The organism is Mycobacterium sp. NGS16, from assembly GCF_059813225.1.
The window spans coordinates 280412-297640 of record NZ_JCALEE010000002.1 but is presented as its reverse complement, the minus strand read 5'-3'; the positions used below and the strand labels follow the sequence as shown (position 1 = coordinate 297640).

At 68.0% G+C, this 17229-nt stretch carries 16 protein-coding genes; 4 read left to right on the top strand and 12 right to left on the bottom strand.

Going from position 1 to position 17229, the window contains the following annotated elements:
* Positions 1-206: 206 nt before the first annotated feature.
* Together gltB and AC5Y4Q_RS07015 are read left to right on the top strand one after the other, a co-directional pair.
* Positions 207-4820: a glutamate synthase large subunit gene (gene gltB / locus AC5Y4Q_RS07020; RefSeq protein WP_499958762.1), complete on the top strand. Its 4614-nt coding sequence runs from the start codon at positions 207-209 to the stop codon at positions 4818-4820.
* Positions 4813-6264 (top strand): glutamate synthase subunit beta, encoded by a 1452-nt coding sequence (locus AC5Y4Q_RS07015; RefSeq protein WP_499958494.1) that lies wholly within the window; start codon positions 4813-4815, stop codon positions 6262-6264. The genes gltB and AC5Y4Q_RS07015 overlap by 8 nt, the downstream gene beginning before the upstream one ends.
* Positions 6265-6637: 373 nt before the next feature.
* Here AC5Y4Q_RS07015 and AC5Y4Q_RS07010 read toward each other — a convergent pair whose 3' ends face one another.
* Positions 6638-7513, bottom strand: coding sequence for an LLM class F420-dependent oxidoreductase (locus AC5Y4Q_RS07010; RefSeq protein WP_064920536.1), 876 nt, complete (start codon positions 7511-7513; stop codon positions 6638-6640).
* A gap of 110 nt (positions 7514-7623) precedes the next feature.
* On the opposite strand from AC5Y4Q_RS07010, the gene AC5Y4Q_RS07005 reads away from it, so the two are divergent.
* Positions 7624-8049 carry a hypothetical protein gene (locus AC5Y4Q_RS07005; protein ID WP_499958760.1) on the top strand — a complete coding sequence of 142 codons (426 nt, stop codon included), beginning with the start codon at positions 7624-7626 and terminating at the stop codon, positions 8047-8049.
* 11 nt (positions 8050-8060) lie between these two features.
* Here AC5Y4Q_RS07005 and AC5Y4Q_RS07000 read toward each other — a convergent pair whose 3' ends face one another.
* A complete protein-coding gene (locus tag AC5Y4Q_RS07000) occupies positions 8061-8696 on the bottom strand; it encodes a TetR/AcrR family transcriptional regulator (RefSeq protein WP_064920537.1) in 636 nt (211 codons plus the stop codon).
* Positions 8697-8772: 76 nt separating this feature from the next.
* Between AC5Y4Q_RS07000 and AC5Y4Q_RS06995 the strand changes: the two genes are divergently transcribed.
* Positions 8773-10242 carry a flavin-containing monooxygenase gene (locus AC5Y4Q_RS06995; protein WP_064920538.1) on the top strand — a complete coding sequence of 490 codons (1470 nt, stop codon included), beginning with the start codon at positions 8773-8775 and terminating at the stop codon, positions 10240-10242.
* Between the two features lie 28 nt (positions 10243-10270).
* Here the strand turns inward: AC5Y4Q_RS06995 and AC5Y4Q_RS06990 are convergent, their stop codons facing one another.
* The 10 genes from AC5Y4Q_RS06990 to AC5Y4Q_RS06945 form a co-directional block, all read right to left on the bottom strand.
* Positions 10271-10981 (bottom strand): YggS family pyridoxal phosphate-dependent enzyme, encoded by a 711-nt coding sequence (locus AC5Y4Q_RS06990; protein ID WP_499958491.1) that lies wholly within the window; start codon positions 10979-10981, stop codon positions 10271-10273.
* A 5-nt stretch (positions 10982-10986) separates the two neighbouring features.
* Positions 10987-11460, bottom strand: coding sequence for a ribonuclease E activity regulator RraA (gene rraA / locus AC5Y4Q_RS06985; protein WP_064920540.1), 474 nt, complete (start codon positions 11458-11460; stop codon positions 10987-10989).
* Between the two features lie 6 nt (positions 11461-11466).
* On the bottom strand, positions 11467-11970 hold the full coding sequence (locus tag AC5Y4Q_RS06980; protein ID WP_499958758.1) for an Rv3852 family protein: 504 nt from the start codon (positions 11968-11970) through the stop codon (positions 11467-11469).
* A 178-nt stretch (positions 11971-12148) separates the two neighbouring features.
* Entirely contained in the window at positions 12149-12694 is a 546-nt protein-coding gene (locus tag AC5Y4Q_RS06975) for a copper resistance CopC family protein (RefSeq protein ID WP_125225604.1), read from the bottom strand.
* Positions 12691-13362 carry a YcnI family copper-binding membrane protein gene (locus AC5Y4Q_RS06970; protein ID WP_082952736.1) on the bottom strand — a complete coding sequence of 224 codons (672 nt, stop codon included), beginning with the start codon at positions 13360-13362 and terminating at the stop codon, positions 12691-12693. The genes AC5Y4Q_RS06975 and AC5Y4Q_RS06970 overlap by 4 nt, the downstream gene beginning before the upstream one ends.
* Before the next feature lie 167 nt (positions 13363-13529).
* Positions 13530-14189 carry a DUF6474 family protein gene (locus AC5Y4Q_RS06965; RefSeq protein ID WP_064923703.1) on the bottom strand — a complete coding sequence of 220 codons (660 nt, stop codon included), beginning with the start codon at positions 14187-14189 and terminating at the stop codon, positions 13530-13532.
* A gap of 65 nt (positions 14190-14254) precedes the next feature.
* On the bottom strand, positions 14255-14653 hold the full coding sequence (locus tag AC5Y4Q_RS06960) for a helix-turn-helix transcriptional regulator (protein ID WP_064923702.1): 399 nt from the start codon (positions 14651-14653) through the stop codon (positions 14255-14257).
* Between the two features lie 338 nt (positions 14654-14991).
* Complete coding sequence (locus tag AC5Y4Q_RS06955) at positions 14992-15681, bottom strand: TMEM165/GDT1 family protein (protein WP_499958486.1); 690 nt, start codon at positions 15679-15681, stop codon at positions 14992-14994.
* A 122-nt stretch (positions 15682-15803) separates the two neighbouring features.
* Entirely contained in the window at positions 15804-16340 is a 537-nt protein-coding gene (locus AC5Y4Q_RS06950) for a hypothetical protein (RefSeq protein ID WP_064923700.1), read from the bottom strand.
* 187 nt (positions 16341-16527) lie between these two features.
* Positions 16528-17148, bottom strand: a complete 621-nt coding sequence (locus AC5Y4Q_RS06945) for a superoxide dismutase (protein WP_046282829.1) — start codon at positions 17146-17148, stop codon at positions 16528-16530.
* Positions 17149-17229: the final 81 nt, after the last annotated feature.

Sequence of the window (17229 nt, the reverse complement as noted above, 5' to 3'; positions counted from 1 at the left end):
CATCATCCAGTTATTGCGCGCAGGTAACACAAAGCTCACCGCCGGGCGTTTATTCAGCAGGTGGCACGCTGCGCAGCTCCGGGTATATCGTGACGTTGCCTGTGAAGAATTTCAGGCGAACCGCCGTTCAATGTCGCACGGACCAACCCGCAATCGATCGTCTAGGTCAGACGAATTGAGGCCGAAGTGCGAAGGGTCAGGTGGTGATGGCACCCAGCCGGGTCGGGCTCTACAACCCCGCGTTCGAACACGACGCGTGCGGAGTCGCGATGGTCGTCGACATTCATGGCCGACGTAGCCGCGACATCGTCGAGAAGTCGATCACCGCGCTGCTCAATCTTGAACACCGCGGCGCCGCCGGAGCCGAACCGCACAGCGGCGACGGTGCCGGCATCCTGATCCAGGTGCCGGACCGGTTCCTGCGCGCGGTCACTGATCTCGAACTGCCTGAGGAAGGCGCGTACGCCACCGGCATCGCGTTCTTGCCGCAGTCGGCCAAAGACGCGGCCGCGGCCTGCGCCGCGGTGGAGAAGATCGTCGAAGCCGAGGGGCTGCGGGTGCTCGGGTGGCGCGACGTGCCGATCGACGACTCGTCGCTGGGCGCGCTGGCACGTGACGCGATGCCGACGTTCCGGCAGCTGTTCATCGGCGGGGCATCCGGGATGACCCTGGAGCGGCGCGCCTACGTGGTCCGCAAGCGTGCTGAACACGAGCTGGGCAGCAAAGGGCCCGGCCAGGACGGCCCGGGCCGGGAAACCGTCTATTTCCCAAGCCTTTCCGGCCGGACAATGGTGTACAAGGGCATGCTGACGACCCCGCAGCTCAAGGCCTTCTATCCCGATCTGGCCGACGACCGGCTGCACAGTGCACTGGGCATCGTGCATTCCCGGTTCTCCACCAACACCTTTCCATCGTGGCCGCTGGCTCATCCGTTTCGGCGTATCGCGCACAACGGGGAGATCAACACCGTCACCGGCAATGAGAACTGGATGCGGGCCCGGGAGGCGCTGATCCGCACCGACGTCTTCGGCGATCCGGGCTCCGCGACCGCGGAAAACACGGCCGACAAGCTGTTCCCGATCTGCACGCCGGGCGCCTCCGACACGGCCCGCTTCGACGAGGTGCTCGAACTGCTGCACCTGGGCGGCCGCAGCCTGCCGCACGCGGTGCTGATGATGATCCCGGAAGCCTGGGAGCGCCACGAGAGCATGGACGCGGCCACCCGGGCGTTCTATGAGTACCACGATTCGCTCATGGAGCCCTGGGACGGCCCGGCCTCGATGACCTTCACCGACGGCACCCTGGTGGGCGCGGTGCTGGACCGCAACGGACTGCGGCCCTCGAGGATCTGGGTCACGAACGACGGCCTGGTGGTGATGGCGTCGGAAGCCGGGGTGCTGGACCTGGATCCGGCCACCGTGGTGCACCGGCAGCGGCTGCAGCCCGGGCGGATGTTCCTGGTGGACACGGCCGCCGGCCGGATCATCTCCGACGCCGAGATCAAGTCGACGCTGGCGGCCGAGCGCCCCTACCAGCAGTGGATCGACGAGGCGCTGATCGGAATCGACGAGTTGCCGCCCGGTCCCGCACCGCGCATGGAACACCACCGGATCCTGTTGCGCCAACTGGTGTTCGGCTACACCTACGAGGAACTCAACTTGTTGCTCGCGCCGATGGCCCGGACCGGCGCCGAGCCGATCGGGTCGATGGGCACCGATACCCCGGTGGCGGTGCTGTCCGCGCGGCCGCGGATGCTCTTCGACTACTTCCAGCAGATGTTCGCCCAGGTCACCAATCCGCCGTTGGATGCCATCCGCGAAGAGGTGATCACCAGCCTGCAGGGCGCCGTCGGGCCGGAGGGTGACCTGCTCAGCACCGGAGAACCCACCTGGCGGCAGGTCGTGGTGCCCCAGCCCATCCTGAGCAACGCCGATCTGGCAAAGCTGATCAACCTGCACCCCGATCAGCGGATCGGTTCCCGGGGGCCGCATGGCCTGTCCACCGCCGTCATCAACTGCCTGTATCCGGTGGCCGAGGGTGGGGCTGGGCTGCGCACGGCACTCAAGCAGGTGTGTGCCCGGGTTTCGGCGGCGATCGAGGACGGCGCGTGCTTCATCGTGATCTCCGACCGGGAATCCGATGAGACGCTGGCCCCCATCCCGTCCCTGCTGGCCACCTCCGCGGTGCACCATCATCTGGTCGCCGAGCGCACCCGCACCAAAGTGGGGCTGGTGGTGGAATCCGGCGATGCCCGGGAGGTGCACCACCTGGCGGCGCTGCTGGGCTTCGGCGCCGCCGCCGTCAACCCCTACCTGGCTTTCGAGTCCGTCGAGGACATGCTCGATCAGGGTTTGCTCGAAGGTCTCGACCGGGAGAAGGCGCTGGCCAACTATGCCAAGGCCGCCGCCAAGGGCGTACTGAAAGTCATGTCCAAGATGGGCATTTCGACGCGCGCCTCCTACACCGGCGCGCAACTGTTCCAGCCGGTCGGGATCTCCCAGGACGTCCTCGACGAATACTTCAGGGGCCTGTACTGCCCGATCGGCGGCATCACCCTCGACGACATCGCCGCCGACGTCGCCGCGCGCCACGGGTTGGCCTACTTCGACCGGCCCGAGGAGCGCGCCCACCGGCAGCTGCCGGTGGGCGGTGAATACCAGTGGCGCCGCGAGGGGGAGTACCACCTGTTCAACCCCGAGACGGTGTTCAAACTGCAGCACTCCACCCGCACCGGGCAGTACGCCGTCTTCAAGGAGTACACCAAGCTGGTCGACGACCAAAGTGAGCGACTGGCCACCCTGCGCGGCCTGCTGAGGTTCAAAACCGGGGCGCGCCCGCCGGTTCCGATCGAGGAGGTCGAGCCGGCCACCGAGATCGTCAAGCGGTTCGCGACCGGCGCGATGAGCTACGGCTCGATCTCCGCCGAGGCCCACGAGACCCTGGCGATCGCGATGAACCGGATCGGCGGCCGGTCAAACTGCGGCGAAGGCGGTGAGCACGCCGACCGCTACCTGCCCGAGGAGAACGGCGACTGGCGGCGCAGCGCGATCAAACAGGTCGCCTCTGCCAGGTTCGGCGTCACCAGCGACTACCTGGTCAACTGCACGGACCTCCAGATCAAGATCGCCCAGGGCGCCAAACCCGGTGAGGGCGGCCAGCTTCCGGGTAACAAGGTCTATCCCTGGATCGCGGAGGTGCGTCACGCGACCCCCGGTGTGGGGTTGATCTCGCCGCCGCCGCACCACGACATCTACTCCATCGAGGACCTCAAACAGCTGATCCACGACCTGAAGAACGCCAACCCGGATGCTCGTATCCACGTCAAACTGGTCGCGGAGACCGGTGTCGGGACGGTGGCGGCCGGCGTGTCCAAGGCGCACGCCGACGTGGTGCTGATCTCTGGGCATGACGGCGGCACCGGCGCGGCGCCGCTGACCTCACTCAAGCACGCGGGTGCGCCGTGGGAGCTGGGCCTGGCCGAAACCCAGCAGACGTTGCTGCTCAACGGCCTTCGGGACCGGATCGTGGTGCAGGTGGACGGGCAGCTCAAGACCGGTCGCGATGTGGTGATCGCCGCGCTGCTGGGCGCCGAGGAGTTCGGCTTCGCCACCGCACCGCTGGTGGTGTCGGGCTGCATCATGATGCGGGTCTGCCACCTGGACACCTGCCCGGTCGGGGTCGCCACCCAGAACCCGGAGCTGCGCAGCCGCTTCAGCGGGCGGCCCGAGTTCGTCGAGAACTTCTTCTGGTTCATCGCCGAGGAGGTACGCGAATACCTTGCCGCGCTGGGCTTCCGCACTATCAACGAAGCGGTCGGTCAGGTGAACGCACTGGACACCACGTTGGCACGCGCGCACTGGAAGGCCCACAAGCTCGATCTGGGGCCGGTGCTGCACGAGCCGGAGTCGGCGTTCATGAACCAGGACCTGTACTGCAGCTCCGGCCAGGATCACGGGCTGGACAAGGCGCTGGATCAGCAGTTGATCGTGATGAGCCGCGAGGCGCTCGACTCCGGCACCCCGGTCCGGTTCGCGACCGCGATCTCCAACGTCAACCGGACCGTCGGCACCATGCTCGGCCACCAGGTCACCAAAGCCTATGGCGCCCAAGGCCTGCCCCAAGACACCATCGACATCACCTTCACCGGGTCGGCCGGTAACAGCTTCGGGGCCTTCCTGCCCCCCGGGATCACCCTGCGGGTCCTCGGCGACGCCAACGACTATGTCGCCAAGGGCCTCTCCGGTGGCCGGATCGTCATCCGGCCACCGGCCGATGCGCCCGACGGATACGTCGCCGAGGACAACATCATCGGCGGCAACGTGATCCTGTTCGGCGCCACCAGCGGCGAGGTCTTCCTGCGCGGGGTGGTCGGGGAGCGGTTCGCGGTCCGCAACTCCGGGGCACATGCGGTGGTCGAGGGCGTCGGCGACCACGGCTGCGAATACATGACCGGCGGCAAGGTGGTGGTGCTGGGCCGCACCGGGCGCAACTTCGCCGCCGGAATGTCCGGTGGAATCGCCTACGTCTATGACCCGAACGGCGAGTTGCCCGGCAGGCTCAACACCGAGATGGTGGAGCTGGACGCCTTCGACGATTTCGATGCCGACGACGTCAGCTGGCTGCGCGACATCCTGGCCGCCCACGCCCAGGCCACCGATTCCGTACCCGCCCAAACCATCCTGGCCGACTGGGGCAAGCACAGCCGCCACTTCGTCAAAGTGATGCCGCGCGACTACCGGCGGGTGCTCGCCGCGATCGCCGAGGCGAAGGACAGCGGCACCGATCCGAACGAGGCGATCATGGCGGCAGCTCATGGCTGATCCGAAAGGCTTCATCAAATACCCGCTGCGCATCCTGCCGTCGCGCCGGCCCGTCTCGGAACGGGTGGGCGACTGGAACGAGGTGTATCAGGAGTTCAGCGAGGACGCGCTGCGTCAGCAGGCGGGCCGTTGTATGGACTGCGGTATCCCGTTCTGCCACACCGGCTGCCCGCTGGGCAACCTGATCCCGGAGTGGAACGACCTGGTCCGCACCGGGCGCTGGCGCGAGGCGTTCGACCGGCTGCACGCCACCAACAACTTCCCGGATTTCACCGGGCGGCTCTGCCCCGCGCCGTGCGAGCCGGCTTGTGTGCTGGGCATCAACCAGCCCCCGGTGACCATCAAGCAGGTCGAGTACGAGATCGTCGAGCGTGGTTTCGAAGAGGGCTGGGCGCAACCGATTCCGCCGTCGGTGCGCACTGGGAAGGCGGTCGCGGTGGTCGGTTCCGGGCCGGCTGGGCTGGCCGCCGCGCAGCAGCTCACCCGGGCTGGGCATGCGGTGACGGTGTTCGAGCGTGATGACCGCATCGGCGGCCTACTGCGTTACGGCATCCCGGAATTCAAGATGGAAAAGCGCATCCTCGACCGGCGGCTGGAACAGATGACCGGTGAGGGCACCGTGTTCCGGACCGGCGTGAACGTCGGCGTGGATGTGACGGCCGATCAGTTGCGTAGTGACTTCGACGCGGTGGTGCTGGCCGGCGGGGCCACCGCCTGGCGGGATCTGCCGATCCCGGGCCGCGAGCTCGACGGTATCCACCAGGCGATGGAGTACCTGCCGTGGGCCAACCGGGTGCAGGCCGGTGATCTGTCCGAGCCGCCGATCACCGCCCACGGCAAGAAGGTGATCATCATCGGCGGGGGCGACACCGGTGCCGACTGCCTGGGGACCGTGCACCGCCAGGGCGGCACCTGCGTGCACCAGTTCGAGATCATGCCGCGTCCCCCGGAGACCCGCGACCCGTCCACGCCCTGGCCGATGTGGCCGCTGATCATGCGGACTTCGGCTGCCCACGAGGAGGGCGGCGAGCGGGTGTTCTCGGTCAACACCGAGGAATTCCTCGGCCGCGACGGACATGTCACCGGGCTACGCGCCCATCAGGTGCGCCGACAGGGCGGCGGATTCGAAAAGGTCGACGGCACCGACTTCGAACTCGAAGCCGACCTGGTGCTGCTGGCAATGGGATTCGTCGGCCCGGAACGGTCGGCGCTGCTGGCGGACCTGGGGGTGGAGTTCACCGAGCGCGGCAACGTGGCCCGCGACGGCGACTACGCCACCAACGTGCCGGGGATCTACGTCGCCGGAGACATGGGGCGCGGGCAGTCGCTGATCGTCTGGGCGATCGCCGAGGGTCGTGCCGCTGCGGCGGGCGCCGACCGGTATCTGATGGGCAAGACGGCGTTACCCGCTCCGATCAAGCCGACGGCGACGCCGATCCGCTGACTCAGATCCCCGCCTAAACCTCAATAACCTCGTAGATAACATCTGCATCACATTTCGGCGCGTCGGGTTCTGTTTGCCAACGCTGCGGTGTCTAATGGTCAGCAATAGCTGCCGCGTTAACAGCGTGTTAACATGGTCGGCGTTATTCCGATCTGGTCCGAGCCGGGGCGGGGGTTTTTCACCGTGTACGTCAACCCGTTATATCGATACCGGATGGGCCGAATGGCCTGGTCACTGCTGCGGCATCCACGGCGGAGCCGAGAGTTTCCGGCCAAGCATGAGCGCCTGATCACGGCCGACGAGTTGATGCGCTACGCGACGTAGGTTTTCGGGTCTGCGCGGGGCGACCCGAGCGGGAAAGTTTGCTGCGGCGTTACCGCGGCGTGACTTCTGACGAGGCCGGCGTCCACAGGCCGGAATCCCGGATCGCCTCGGCCAACGGTTCCAGTACCGCCGGGTCATAGGGCACCGGCAGATAAACGATCGCCAGGTCCAGACCTTCGGCGCCGAGCGCCGCGGCGTCATCGACCACCTTGCGGTAATCCCGGTCGGGTTCCAGCCGCAGGTGCGCCGAGAGGGTGATCTCCTTGGGGTCGCGGCCGATGTCGGCGCAGTGTCCGGCCAGCACCTCGCGCTTGCGGGCGAACTCGGCCGGCGGACCCCCGACGAAGTTCCAATGCTGGGCGTAGCGGGCGGTGATCTTCAGCGTGCGCTTCTCGCCGCTGCCGCCGATGCAGATCGGCGGGTGCGGGCGCTGCGGGCCCTTGGGCTCGTTGCGAGCGGACTTGAGCTGGTAGTAGCGACCGTCAAAATCGGTCGTCTCCTGGCTGAGCAGGCTCACGAGCACTTCGCAGGCCTCCTCGAACCGGTCGAAGCGCTCCTTGAGGCTGCCCAGCTCGATTCCGTAGGCGCCGGATTCCTCCTCGTTCCACCCGGCGCCGATGCCCAACTCCAGCCGGCCGCCGGAGATGATGTCCAGGGCCGCGGCCATATTGGCCAGCACGGCGGGGTGGCGGTAGTGGATGCCGGTGACCAAGGTGCCCAGCCGCAGCCGGGAGGTCGCCTGGGCCAGCGCCGTCAGCGTGGTCCAGCCCTCCAGGCAGGGTCCGGTCGAGTCGGTGAAGATGGGGTAGAAGTGGTCGAAGGTCCAGCCGGACTCGTAGACGTCGATGCCGTCAGCGGCCTGCCAGACCGCCAGCATGTCGGCCCAGGTGGTGTTCTGCGGTGAGGTCTTGAACGCGAAGCGCATTCCGCCGAGGTTAGTGCTTTTTCCCGCGTCCAGTCATGAAAGCCGCCATGGGGGCGTGGGCGTCTGCGCGGCGGAGGGACGTCGGCGCCCGATAGGCTCCCGCTGTGGACATGGTGACTCTGGGGATCGACACCAAGGTGACGCTGTTGGCGGCCGGGCTGATCTTCCTGCTGGCGCTGCTGCTGGGGGTCTGGAAATACCAGCAGATCGCCACCTCGGAGAACCACCAGGCTCACATCTACGTCGACATCGCCCACCGGGCGGCGTTGCTGTACTCCTTCGCCACGCTGCTGGTCGCGGTGTTCGTCGAGCTCAGTGGCTGGCCGACCTGGGTGAACATGACCGCGGCGATGGTGATGGTGTACTTCTTCGTCACCGCGATCGCCAGCTACATGCTGCACGGCGCCTTGCGCGACACCACCAACCAGTTCGAGAAGGCCGGCCGGCTCATGAAGCTGGGCATGGCCTTGCTGATCGTCGGTGAGATCGGCGGCTTCGCGGTGCTGCTGGCCGGGTTCGGCATCGGCGAGTTCTGAGGCGAAAGCCGTTACAGCGCTTCGCCGTAGATGCTGCTGACCCAGATGTGGGTCAAGGTGTCGACCACCCGGTCATGGGCGATCGACGGTTCCTCGGCGACCAGGGCCGCCATCATGGTGCGCTCGTTCATCTGATTCAGCGAGGTCGCCAGGTCGAGCGCGGGAATGGTGTGCGGCGCCGCGCCGCGCTCGCGCTCGGCGGTGATCATCGCCGCGGTCTGCTCGATCCATTTCTGCATGAAGCCGTTCCACATCGCCTTGAATTCCGGACTCGTGGCCAGCGCCTCGGTGCCGGCCCGGGCGATCGCCCGATGCGAGCTGAACGCGATGAAGAACGCCTTGATACCGCTGCGCCAGATCCGGCGCGGGTCGGTCGGCAGCCGTTGCACAGCGCCGACGAACTCCGAGTCGGCGGCCGCGATCAGCGGCTCCAGCAACGACAGCAGCACCGCGTCTTTGGACTTGAAATAGAAGTAGAAGGTGGGCCGGGAGATCCCGGCGCCTTTGGCCAGGTCGTCGACGGAGATCTCGGCCAGCGGCCGTTGCTCGAGCAGTCGTTCGGCGGTCGCCAGGATCGCCAGCTCACGATCATCGCCGGACGGCCGCACCGCACGGCGTCCGTGACGGGTCGCATTCGGGCTGGCCATGACCGCTACCTTACATGATGTCGACAAATTCAACAGGGTGTTGACCGACTCGACACCCCGTTGATAACCTGGCGCCATGACTGAACACCTCGATGTTGTGATCGTCGGTGCCGGCATCTCCGGTATCAGCGCGGCCTGGCACCTGCAGAACCGCTGCCCGAGCAAGAGCTACACGATCCTGGAGCGCCGTGACGACCTCGGTGGTACCTGGGATCTGTTCAAGTACCCGGGCATCCGCTCCGACTCCGACATGTTCACCCTCGGTTTCCGGTTCAAGCCGTGGCGCTCGGCGCACTCGATCGCCGACGGCGCCTCGATCAAGGCCTACATCAAGGAGGCGGCTGCCGAGAACGGCATCGACTCCCACATCCGGTACCGGCAGCACGTGGTGGCCGCGGACTGGTCGGATGACGACGGCCAGTGGACGGTGACCGTGGAAAGCGACGGTAAGCAGAGCCAGCTCACCTGCTCGTTCCTGTTCGCCTGCAGTGGCTACTACAACTATGACGAGGGCTATTCGCCGAAGTTCGAAGGCGCGCAAGACTTCGAGGGCACCATCGTGCACCCGCAGCACTGGCCCGAGGACCTGGACTATGCGGGCAAGCGGGTTGTGGTGATCGGCTCCGGCGCGACCGCGGTGACATTGATCCCGAGTCTGGTGAACACCGGTGCCGGGCATGTCACGATGCTGCAGCGCTCGCCGACCTACATCGGCTCGCTCCCGCTGGTCGATCCCTTCGCCGAGCGGGCCAACAAGCTGTTGCCGGCGCACGCGGCGCACGTCGCCAACCGTTGGAAGGCGATCGGTTTCAGCACCTTCCAGTACCAGCTGTCGCGGCGCTTCCCGAACTTCATGCGTAAGACCTTGCTGACCATGGCCCAGCGCCGGTTACCCAAGGGCTACGACGTCGAGAAGCACTTCGGTCCCAGCTACAAGCCGTGGGATCAGCGGTTGTGCCTGGCTCCCAACGGTGATCTGTTCAAGACCATCCGGGGCGGACAGGCCGACGTCGTCACCGACACCATCGAGCGTTTCACCAAGACCGGTATCAAGTTGAGCTCCGGTGCGGAACTGCCCGCCGACATCATCATCACCGCGACGGGGCTGAACCTGCAGTTGTTCGGTGGAGCCGAGGTGCGGCGCAACGGTGAACCGGTCTGCCTCAACGACACCATGGCCTACAAGGGCCTGATGCTCACCGGGCTGCCGAACATGGCTTTCACCATCGGCTACACCAATGCGTCCTGGACGCTGAAGGCCGACTTGGTATCGGAGTTCGTCTGCCGGCTACTCAACTACATGGACGAGCGCGGATTCGACACCGTGGTGCCGGGACGGCCCGGTGCCGATATCGAGGACCGGCCGTTGATGGACTTCACCCCCGGCTATGTGCTTCGGGCGCTGGACTACCTGCCCAAGGCCGGATCACGCGCACCCTGGCGGCTCAAGCAGAACTACCTGTTGGATCTCCAGCTGATCCGGCGCGGCAAGGTCGACGACGACGTTCTGCGTTTCTCCAAGCACCGGGCCGCGGTCGCGGCGTAAGCGCAGCGCCCGCCCCGGCCCCCCGGGTTCAGGGCCAGTAATGGGAGTCGGGGTAGGGGCGGGCGCCGAAGATCGCCGTGCCGATCCGCACCTCGGTGGCGCCCTCGGCGATGGCCAGCGCAAAGTCTCCGCTCATCCCCATGGACAGCCGCGGCAGGTCGTGGCCACGGGCGGCGGCGTCGTCGCGCAGCTGCCGTAACCGGCGAAAGCAGCCGCGGACCGTATCGGGGTCGGACGTGTTGATGGCCAGCGTCATCAAGCCGCGCACCCGCAGCGTGGGGTAACCGGCCAGCTCGTCGAGGAATCCCAGCAGCTGCGCCGGGTCCAGCCCGTACTTGCTGGGCTCGTGGGAGGTCTTGACCTGCACCAGTACGTCGAGGACACGGTTCTCGGTGCGCAGGTGCCGATCCAACGCCGCGGCCAGCTTGGGCCGGTCCAGGGACTGCAGCTCGGTGGCCAGCCGGGCCACCACGCCGGCCTTGTTCGTCTGCAGGTGCCCGATCATCACCCAGTCGATGGCGCACTCGGCCAGCGCCTCGGACTTGTCCCGGATCTCTTGGACCTTGTTCTCGCCGAAGCGGTGCAGCCCCAAGCCGACAGCCTCCCGGATCAGGTCCGGGCCGAAGGTCTTGCTCACCGGAAGCACGGTGACCTCGCCGGGATCGCGGCCGGCGGCGCGGCAGGCGTCGTCGACGCGTTCTCGCAACCGTTCCCAGCGTGCCCGCAGGGTGTCATCCATCTGCGTTACACGACGACGATGCCGTCGTCGTCGCTGTAGGCGAGTTCGCCGGGCACGAACGCGATGCCGCCGAGTTCGACCACGACGTCGCGTTCGCCGGCGCCGGTCTTGGTGCTCTTGCGGGGATTGGTGCCCAGCGCCTTGATGCCGATGTCGAGCGAGCGCAGCGTCGCGGCGTCACGCACCGCGCCATGCACGATCAGCCCGGCCCAGCCGTTGCTGCGGGCCAGCTCGGCGATGACGTCACCAACCAGGGCGGTGTGCAGTGACCCGGCGCCGTCGATCACCAGCACCCCGCCGTCGCCGGGTTCGGACAGCACCGATTTGAGCAGGGCGTTGTCTTGGAAGCAGCGAACCGTGCTGATCCGGCCGGCGAATTCGGTGCGGCCGCCGAGTTGACGGAACTGCAGGTCGCAGCTGCGTACGGCGGCGCCGATATCGTCGACCAGGTCGGCGGTGGGCCGGAAAGCTACGGTCACCGGGGCTCAGCCGCGGCGCGCGCGGAACAGCCGGCGGATCAGCAGCAGGCCGAGCAGGCCGAGGAAGCCGGCGGCCAGCACCGCGCCGGGCGACCGGCGAGACGGCGGCACCGACGGGGTGAGCGGGTTGCGGGCTGCCTCGACCGTCGACTTCGCCTGGGCAGCCGTTTCTTTGGCGCCATCGGTGAGTTGGCCCGAACCATTGGTGCCGGCGGGCCGCGGAGCGGGTGAGGGGGCGGCGGCGGGTGCATTCTTGGCGGGTGCCTTCTTCGCCGGTGCCTTCTTGGCCGGTGCCTTCTTGGCCGCCTTAGCCGGTGCCTTCTTGGCGGCTTTGGCCGGTGCCTTCTTGGCGGCTTTGGCCGGTGCCTTCTTGGCGGCCTTCTTGGCCGGTGGCTCGGCGGGGGCTTTCTTGGCCGGTGGCTCGGCGGGCCCCGCGGCTCCAGCCGGCTCAGCCGGCGCGGTGGGCGCGGCAGGTGCAGCGGATTCGGCGGGTTCGGCGGCGGACGGCACAGCGGGTTCGGACGGCGCAGGCGGTTCGGGTGCGGCGGCGGATTCGTGATCGGGGTGGCCCTGCGGGTCGGTCATACGGCAGCTCCTCTGGCGCGTTCTCGTCTCAGATCAACTCGGCGACACCGGCGACTTTGCCCATCATGCCAGCATCTGCCTGCGGCCATGGGATGGGCAGCAATCAAGATCGGCGCCGATTCAGCCAGAGGCCAGCCCCGACAAGTGCCACCGCGCCGGCCACGAACGGCCATATCGGCAGGTCACCCTCGGGGTCGGCGTATCGCCGGGGAAGCGGCGGCGGTGCGTCGCCGTGCTCGGTCACAGCCGGGCCGGGTTCGCCCGTGCCGGCCACCGTCAACCGGAACGGCCACGAACCCGACACCACATGACCGTCGGCGGAGGTCACCCGATAGTTGACGGTGTAGGTGCCGGCCGGACCGAGCGGGCGCACCGCGACGCTGGCGACGGGCCCCTGGACCTGTGTCTCGCCGGTGGACCACAGGTGCCCGTCCGGTCCCACCACGGTCATGGCGGCGAAACTGGTCTGCAGTTGCTCGTTGAAGGTGGCGCTGACGCGTTCGGGTCCGCGCGACAGCTCGGCCCCGCCGGCCGGATCGGCCGACACCAATACTGCGTGCGCGGCAGCCACCCCCGGGGCCGCCACCGGCGCCAACAGCGCGGTCAAGGTGAACAGCGCGGCCAGCGCGCGTCGCACGGCCCCCGTCATGCCCGCCGCCGGACCAGCGCGAGGGCGGCGGCCAGCGCGGCGACCAGCAGCGCGGCGCCGCCGAGCAGCCGGGCCGCATTGTCGGCGTGCTGAGAGCCACCGGACCCGGATTCGGTCGTCGGTGCCGGGCCTGCGGACACGGCCGGCGCCGGATGCTGGGCGTGGTGTTCGGGCGGGGCTGCCGGGCCGGCCGCCAGGTGCAGCGAAGGTACCGGGCGCTCGGCCTCGCCGCCGCCGGGCGGGGGCGCCTGATCCCAGCGCACCACGGTGCCGTCGGCGTAACGCTGCGCCGACGGGAAATCCACCGTGTCGGCGTCGGGCAGCTTCATCGCGATCCGGAACAGTCCGAACTGGTCGGCGCCGATACCGCCGGCGTCGGCCGTCCAGGTGACCGAACGCACTGCCCCGGACTTGGCGTCACGGTCCAGCCGGGCCGTCCAGCCGGGCTTGGTCTCGGTGCGCGCCGACGCCACATCCGGCAGCGTCACGGTGAGTTCGGTTGTGGCAGAACCGGTCGGCGATTCGTTGGGCACCTCGAAGGTGACCATCGCGACGCCGCCGCGCACCGCTCCGGGGCTGCTGGCGTGCACGTGCGCCCCGGCCGGTCCGGTACCGACGGCCCAACCGGTGGCGACGATCGCCGCGGCAAGCGCGCCCGCGCGGCTCATGCGGCGGTCCCAGCTTCGCCTCTCCTCCGTCGAGCCTCGCTGAACCGCCGGGTTCATGCGGCGGTCCCAGCTTCGCCTCTCCTCCGTCGAGCCTCGCTGAACCGCCGGGTTCATGCGGCGGTCCCAGCTTCGCCTCTCCTCCGTCGAGCCTCGCTGAACCGCCGGGCTCATGACGGCAGCCCCAACCGGGCCATCAGATCGGCGTCGATGCCGTCGAGCTGTGCACTGATCGCCGCGGAGGCGGCGCGGCGCCGATCCACCGGCATGGTCTCGATCGCGGTCACCGCGGTGGCCAGGTCGCTCAACCGTGCGGTGATCGCCGTGACGAACTGCCGGGTCTCGGAGTCCTTGGGCTTGCGCTCGGCCACCAGGCGCAGCGTCTTCTCCGCCCCGGCGATCCGCGCCGAGAGCTGGGCGCTGTTGCCGGAGAACTCGCCGAGGCGGGCCAGCGGCACCCCGAGCCGGTCGGCCCGCTGTTCATCGATCAGGCCGCGGACGGCCATGGCGGCACGGTACACCAGCGGCACCGCGATGGGCGCCAGCATCCGCGACACCACCAGGGTCCGGCGGATCCGGGCCGGCGACAGCAGCTTGCCGTCGCGGGCGGCCTTGAGTTGAGTCTCCGCCGCCTTGAGCGCTGTGCGGTCGCGGTTCCGGTCGGATTTGAGCTGCGCCTTCAGGGCTTTGGCGTCAGCGCGCTGGGCGGCTTTGAAGCGTTTCGCCTCGCCCTTGGCGGCCAACCGCGCCTCGAGTTTGGCCCCGGCCTTCAGCGCCCGCGCCTCGGCGCGCCGGGTGGCGCGGCTCTTGCGTTTTCTGAACAGGCCCATTCGCGGCCGCCTCCCCGGTGTCTCGCTGGAACCTATTCAGCCACCCTAATCGCGGCGTCGACGGCTCAGGCGCTGAGGTGCTCCTTGCGGCGCAGCTCGTCGATGCGGTCCAGGATGTCCTGCTGGGCCTCGGGCGACAGCCCGACAACCTGGGTCGCGATCCGGCGCACCCCGGCGTCGCGGACGCTGTCCAGCCAGGTCAATTCGGCGTCGAGCTTGGCGTAGTAGTCGTCGTCGGTGAAGAACGCCGGTTTGATCCGGAAGAAATTGGCCAGCGCGGCCATGGTGGCCACCGACGGGTTCGTCCGGTTTCCCGAGCGGAGCTGGGACAGGTAGGGAGCCGACATCGTGATGCCCTCCGCTTTGAGTGCCGCGATCACCTCGGCGGAGGTGTGTGGCCCGCGTCCGGGCGGATAGACCACATCGAAAAGGCGGTTCAAGCGGACAGCGAAGGTCGCGCTCATCGATAGGACCTCCAAGGGTCGGCAAAGCGGTCGACAGACGCTCGGCGAGGGGGGAGCCGTCACGTCTGATGATTTGCTGATCATCGTAGCCATAGATACCCACACAACCAAGGGTGATTCGGCAGCGAATCCGATCTTGATGTCAGGCGGTGCTACGCGTGGTTCATCCGCCGGCCGGATCGGCCATTGCGGCCGCAGTTTCGCGGTCTAACAAGCACAATTGCGTCGCCCGCGGCTGCTGCCCGACGCCGCCCGGGATCGACCGTCGGTCCCCGGCTTCGGACGCCCGTCCGGCGAAGTGAAGTTCGCACCGCACGCAGAGTCGTCGGGGATATTTGCTACCGGGCCGCGGATCCGTCGCCGGCGGTCTGTCCCCGCCGTCGCCGGGCGGCCCGCCGAAGCGCTGCCCCGGACGCCAGCACGATCAATCCGGCGACCGCGGCGATGGCCAACGGGCGCCGGCCCAGCGCCTCGTCGAGGAGCATCCACAGGCCGAAGGCGGCGAACAGCAGGCCGGCCGCCTCGTGCAGCAGATGCTCGGGCAGCTGACGGTGCAGCACCGTGCCGACCGCGATGGCCACCGCGTCGGCCAGCACCATGCCGGCCGTGGCGCCGAGCCAGACCCCCAGCCAGTTGCGGTCACTGGCCAATGCCACCGTCGCCAGCATCGTCTTATCGCCGAGTTCGGCCAGCAGCACCGAGGACACCACCGCGAGCAGCGCGAACCGCGGCTCCGGCACCGCCGTTTCGCCGGCGTCAGCGGTGTTGCCCTCGCGCCACGTCCACGCGGCGAAACCCAGGAACGCCACCCCGGCCACGGCGGCGATGGGGCGTGCGGGCAACGTCAGCCCCAGAAAGTGCCCGACCGTCACCGAGATGCCGTGGACCGCGAACGCCGCGATGGCCACTCCGCTCAACACCACCCACCAGCGGTGCCGCAGGGCGTAGGTCATGGTGATCAGCTGCGATTTGTCGCCGAGTTCAGCCAAGAACACCACTGGAAGGCTGATCAGCACGGCGGCGAGCATGCGGGACGACCTTTCGTCAGCTGCCGAGGCTAGTGACCGCTCGGCCCGCCCGCCAGCGCTGCGGGGATTTCGGCGACCCGAATTCGGCGATCCGGCGCAGGGATCCCGCGATTTGAATTGCCTTATGCAGCAAGGAGCATGGCCAGAATCGCGGTGTCGGGGTGGCTGACGGGGTCGACGCCGACCCGGCTCACCATCGACGTGACGGTGCCGTCGGATTCGGCTTCGACCCACGCCGCCCGGTGCTCCAGGCCCAGATGGGGCAGGCCGGGCAGCAGCACACATCCCGACGCCGCGCCCCGGCATTCCGGCAGCGACGGAATGGTTTCCGAGGGCGGGTGCAGCATCAGCAGCGCAGCGGGCTGATGGCCGGCGAAGTACCCCGGCGCGATCGCCGATTCCCCGGAGACGGTGCCTTCGGCCAGCAGCAATCCGACGGTGCCCGGTCCCGGGTTGTCAGGAAGTTCTTCTCGGGTGCCGAATACCGTTGTGGTGGCCAGCAATCCGGGCATCGAGGCGACCCGGACCGCGATACTGAGCAGCTGCGCCCATTCCTTCGTCGAATCCGGCCAGCGGCCGAAGACCACGAATCCGTGTAGTTCGCCGTGGGAATGGAAGGGGGCGACTTCGATCGCCCGGCCGGATCCTGTCGTCGCCATCGCACACCCTCCGCGACATTTGGTTCGTCTGCTCGCATTCCAGCGGGTGGGTTGCCTGGCAGCATGCGACAGCCGGCGGACCGGCGCAAGCGGACACGGCGGCGCGACGGGTAACGAATCGGTGAGGAAAGCGCACGTGGGGCGCCGCGCCAACGGCGCGACGCCCCACGTCAGGCTCTGCGACGGACTAGAAGATCAGACCCGAGGTCTTCGAGGTGGCGGCCGCGAACCGGGACTGCACGTCAGCCCAGTTGACCACGTTCCAGAACGCCTTGACGTAGTCCGCCTTGACGTTCTTGTACTGCAGGTAGAAGGCGTGCTCCCACATGTCGACCTGCAGCAGCGGGATGATGCCCAGCGGCACGTTGGCCTGCTGGTCGTAGAGCTGGAAGGTCAGCAGCTTGCCGCCGAGGGTGTCGTAGCCCAGCACCGCCCAGCCCGACCCCTGCAGGCCGTTGGCAGCCGCGGTGAACTGCGCGCGGAACTTGTCGAACGACCCGAATGCGTCGTCGATGGCGGCGGCCAGTTCGCCGGTCGGCTTGTCACCGCCGTTGGGGGACAGGTTCTTCCACCAGATCGAGTGGTTGACATGCCCGCCGAGGTGGAACGCCAGGTTCTTCTCATTCAAGAAGATCGCGCCGTGGTCGTCGTTGGCGCGTGCCTCGGCGAGCTTCTCCAGGGCGCTGTTGGCGCCGGAGACGTAGGCGGCGTGGTGCTTGCTGTGGTGCAGCTCGTTGATCTGGCCCGAGATGTGCGGCTCCAGGGCTCCGTAATCCCAGTCCAAGTCCGGCAAGGTGTAGTCGGCCACGGGGTTCCTTCCTTCGGTCGATCCGGTGTCGATCACCGTTGATCATTGTCGACGTGCGTTGACGTTCTGGCGGCACCCACC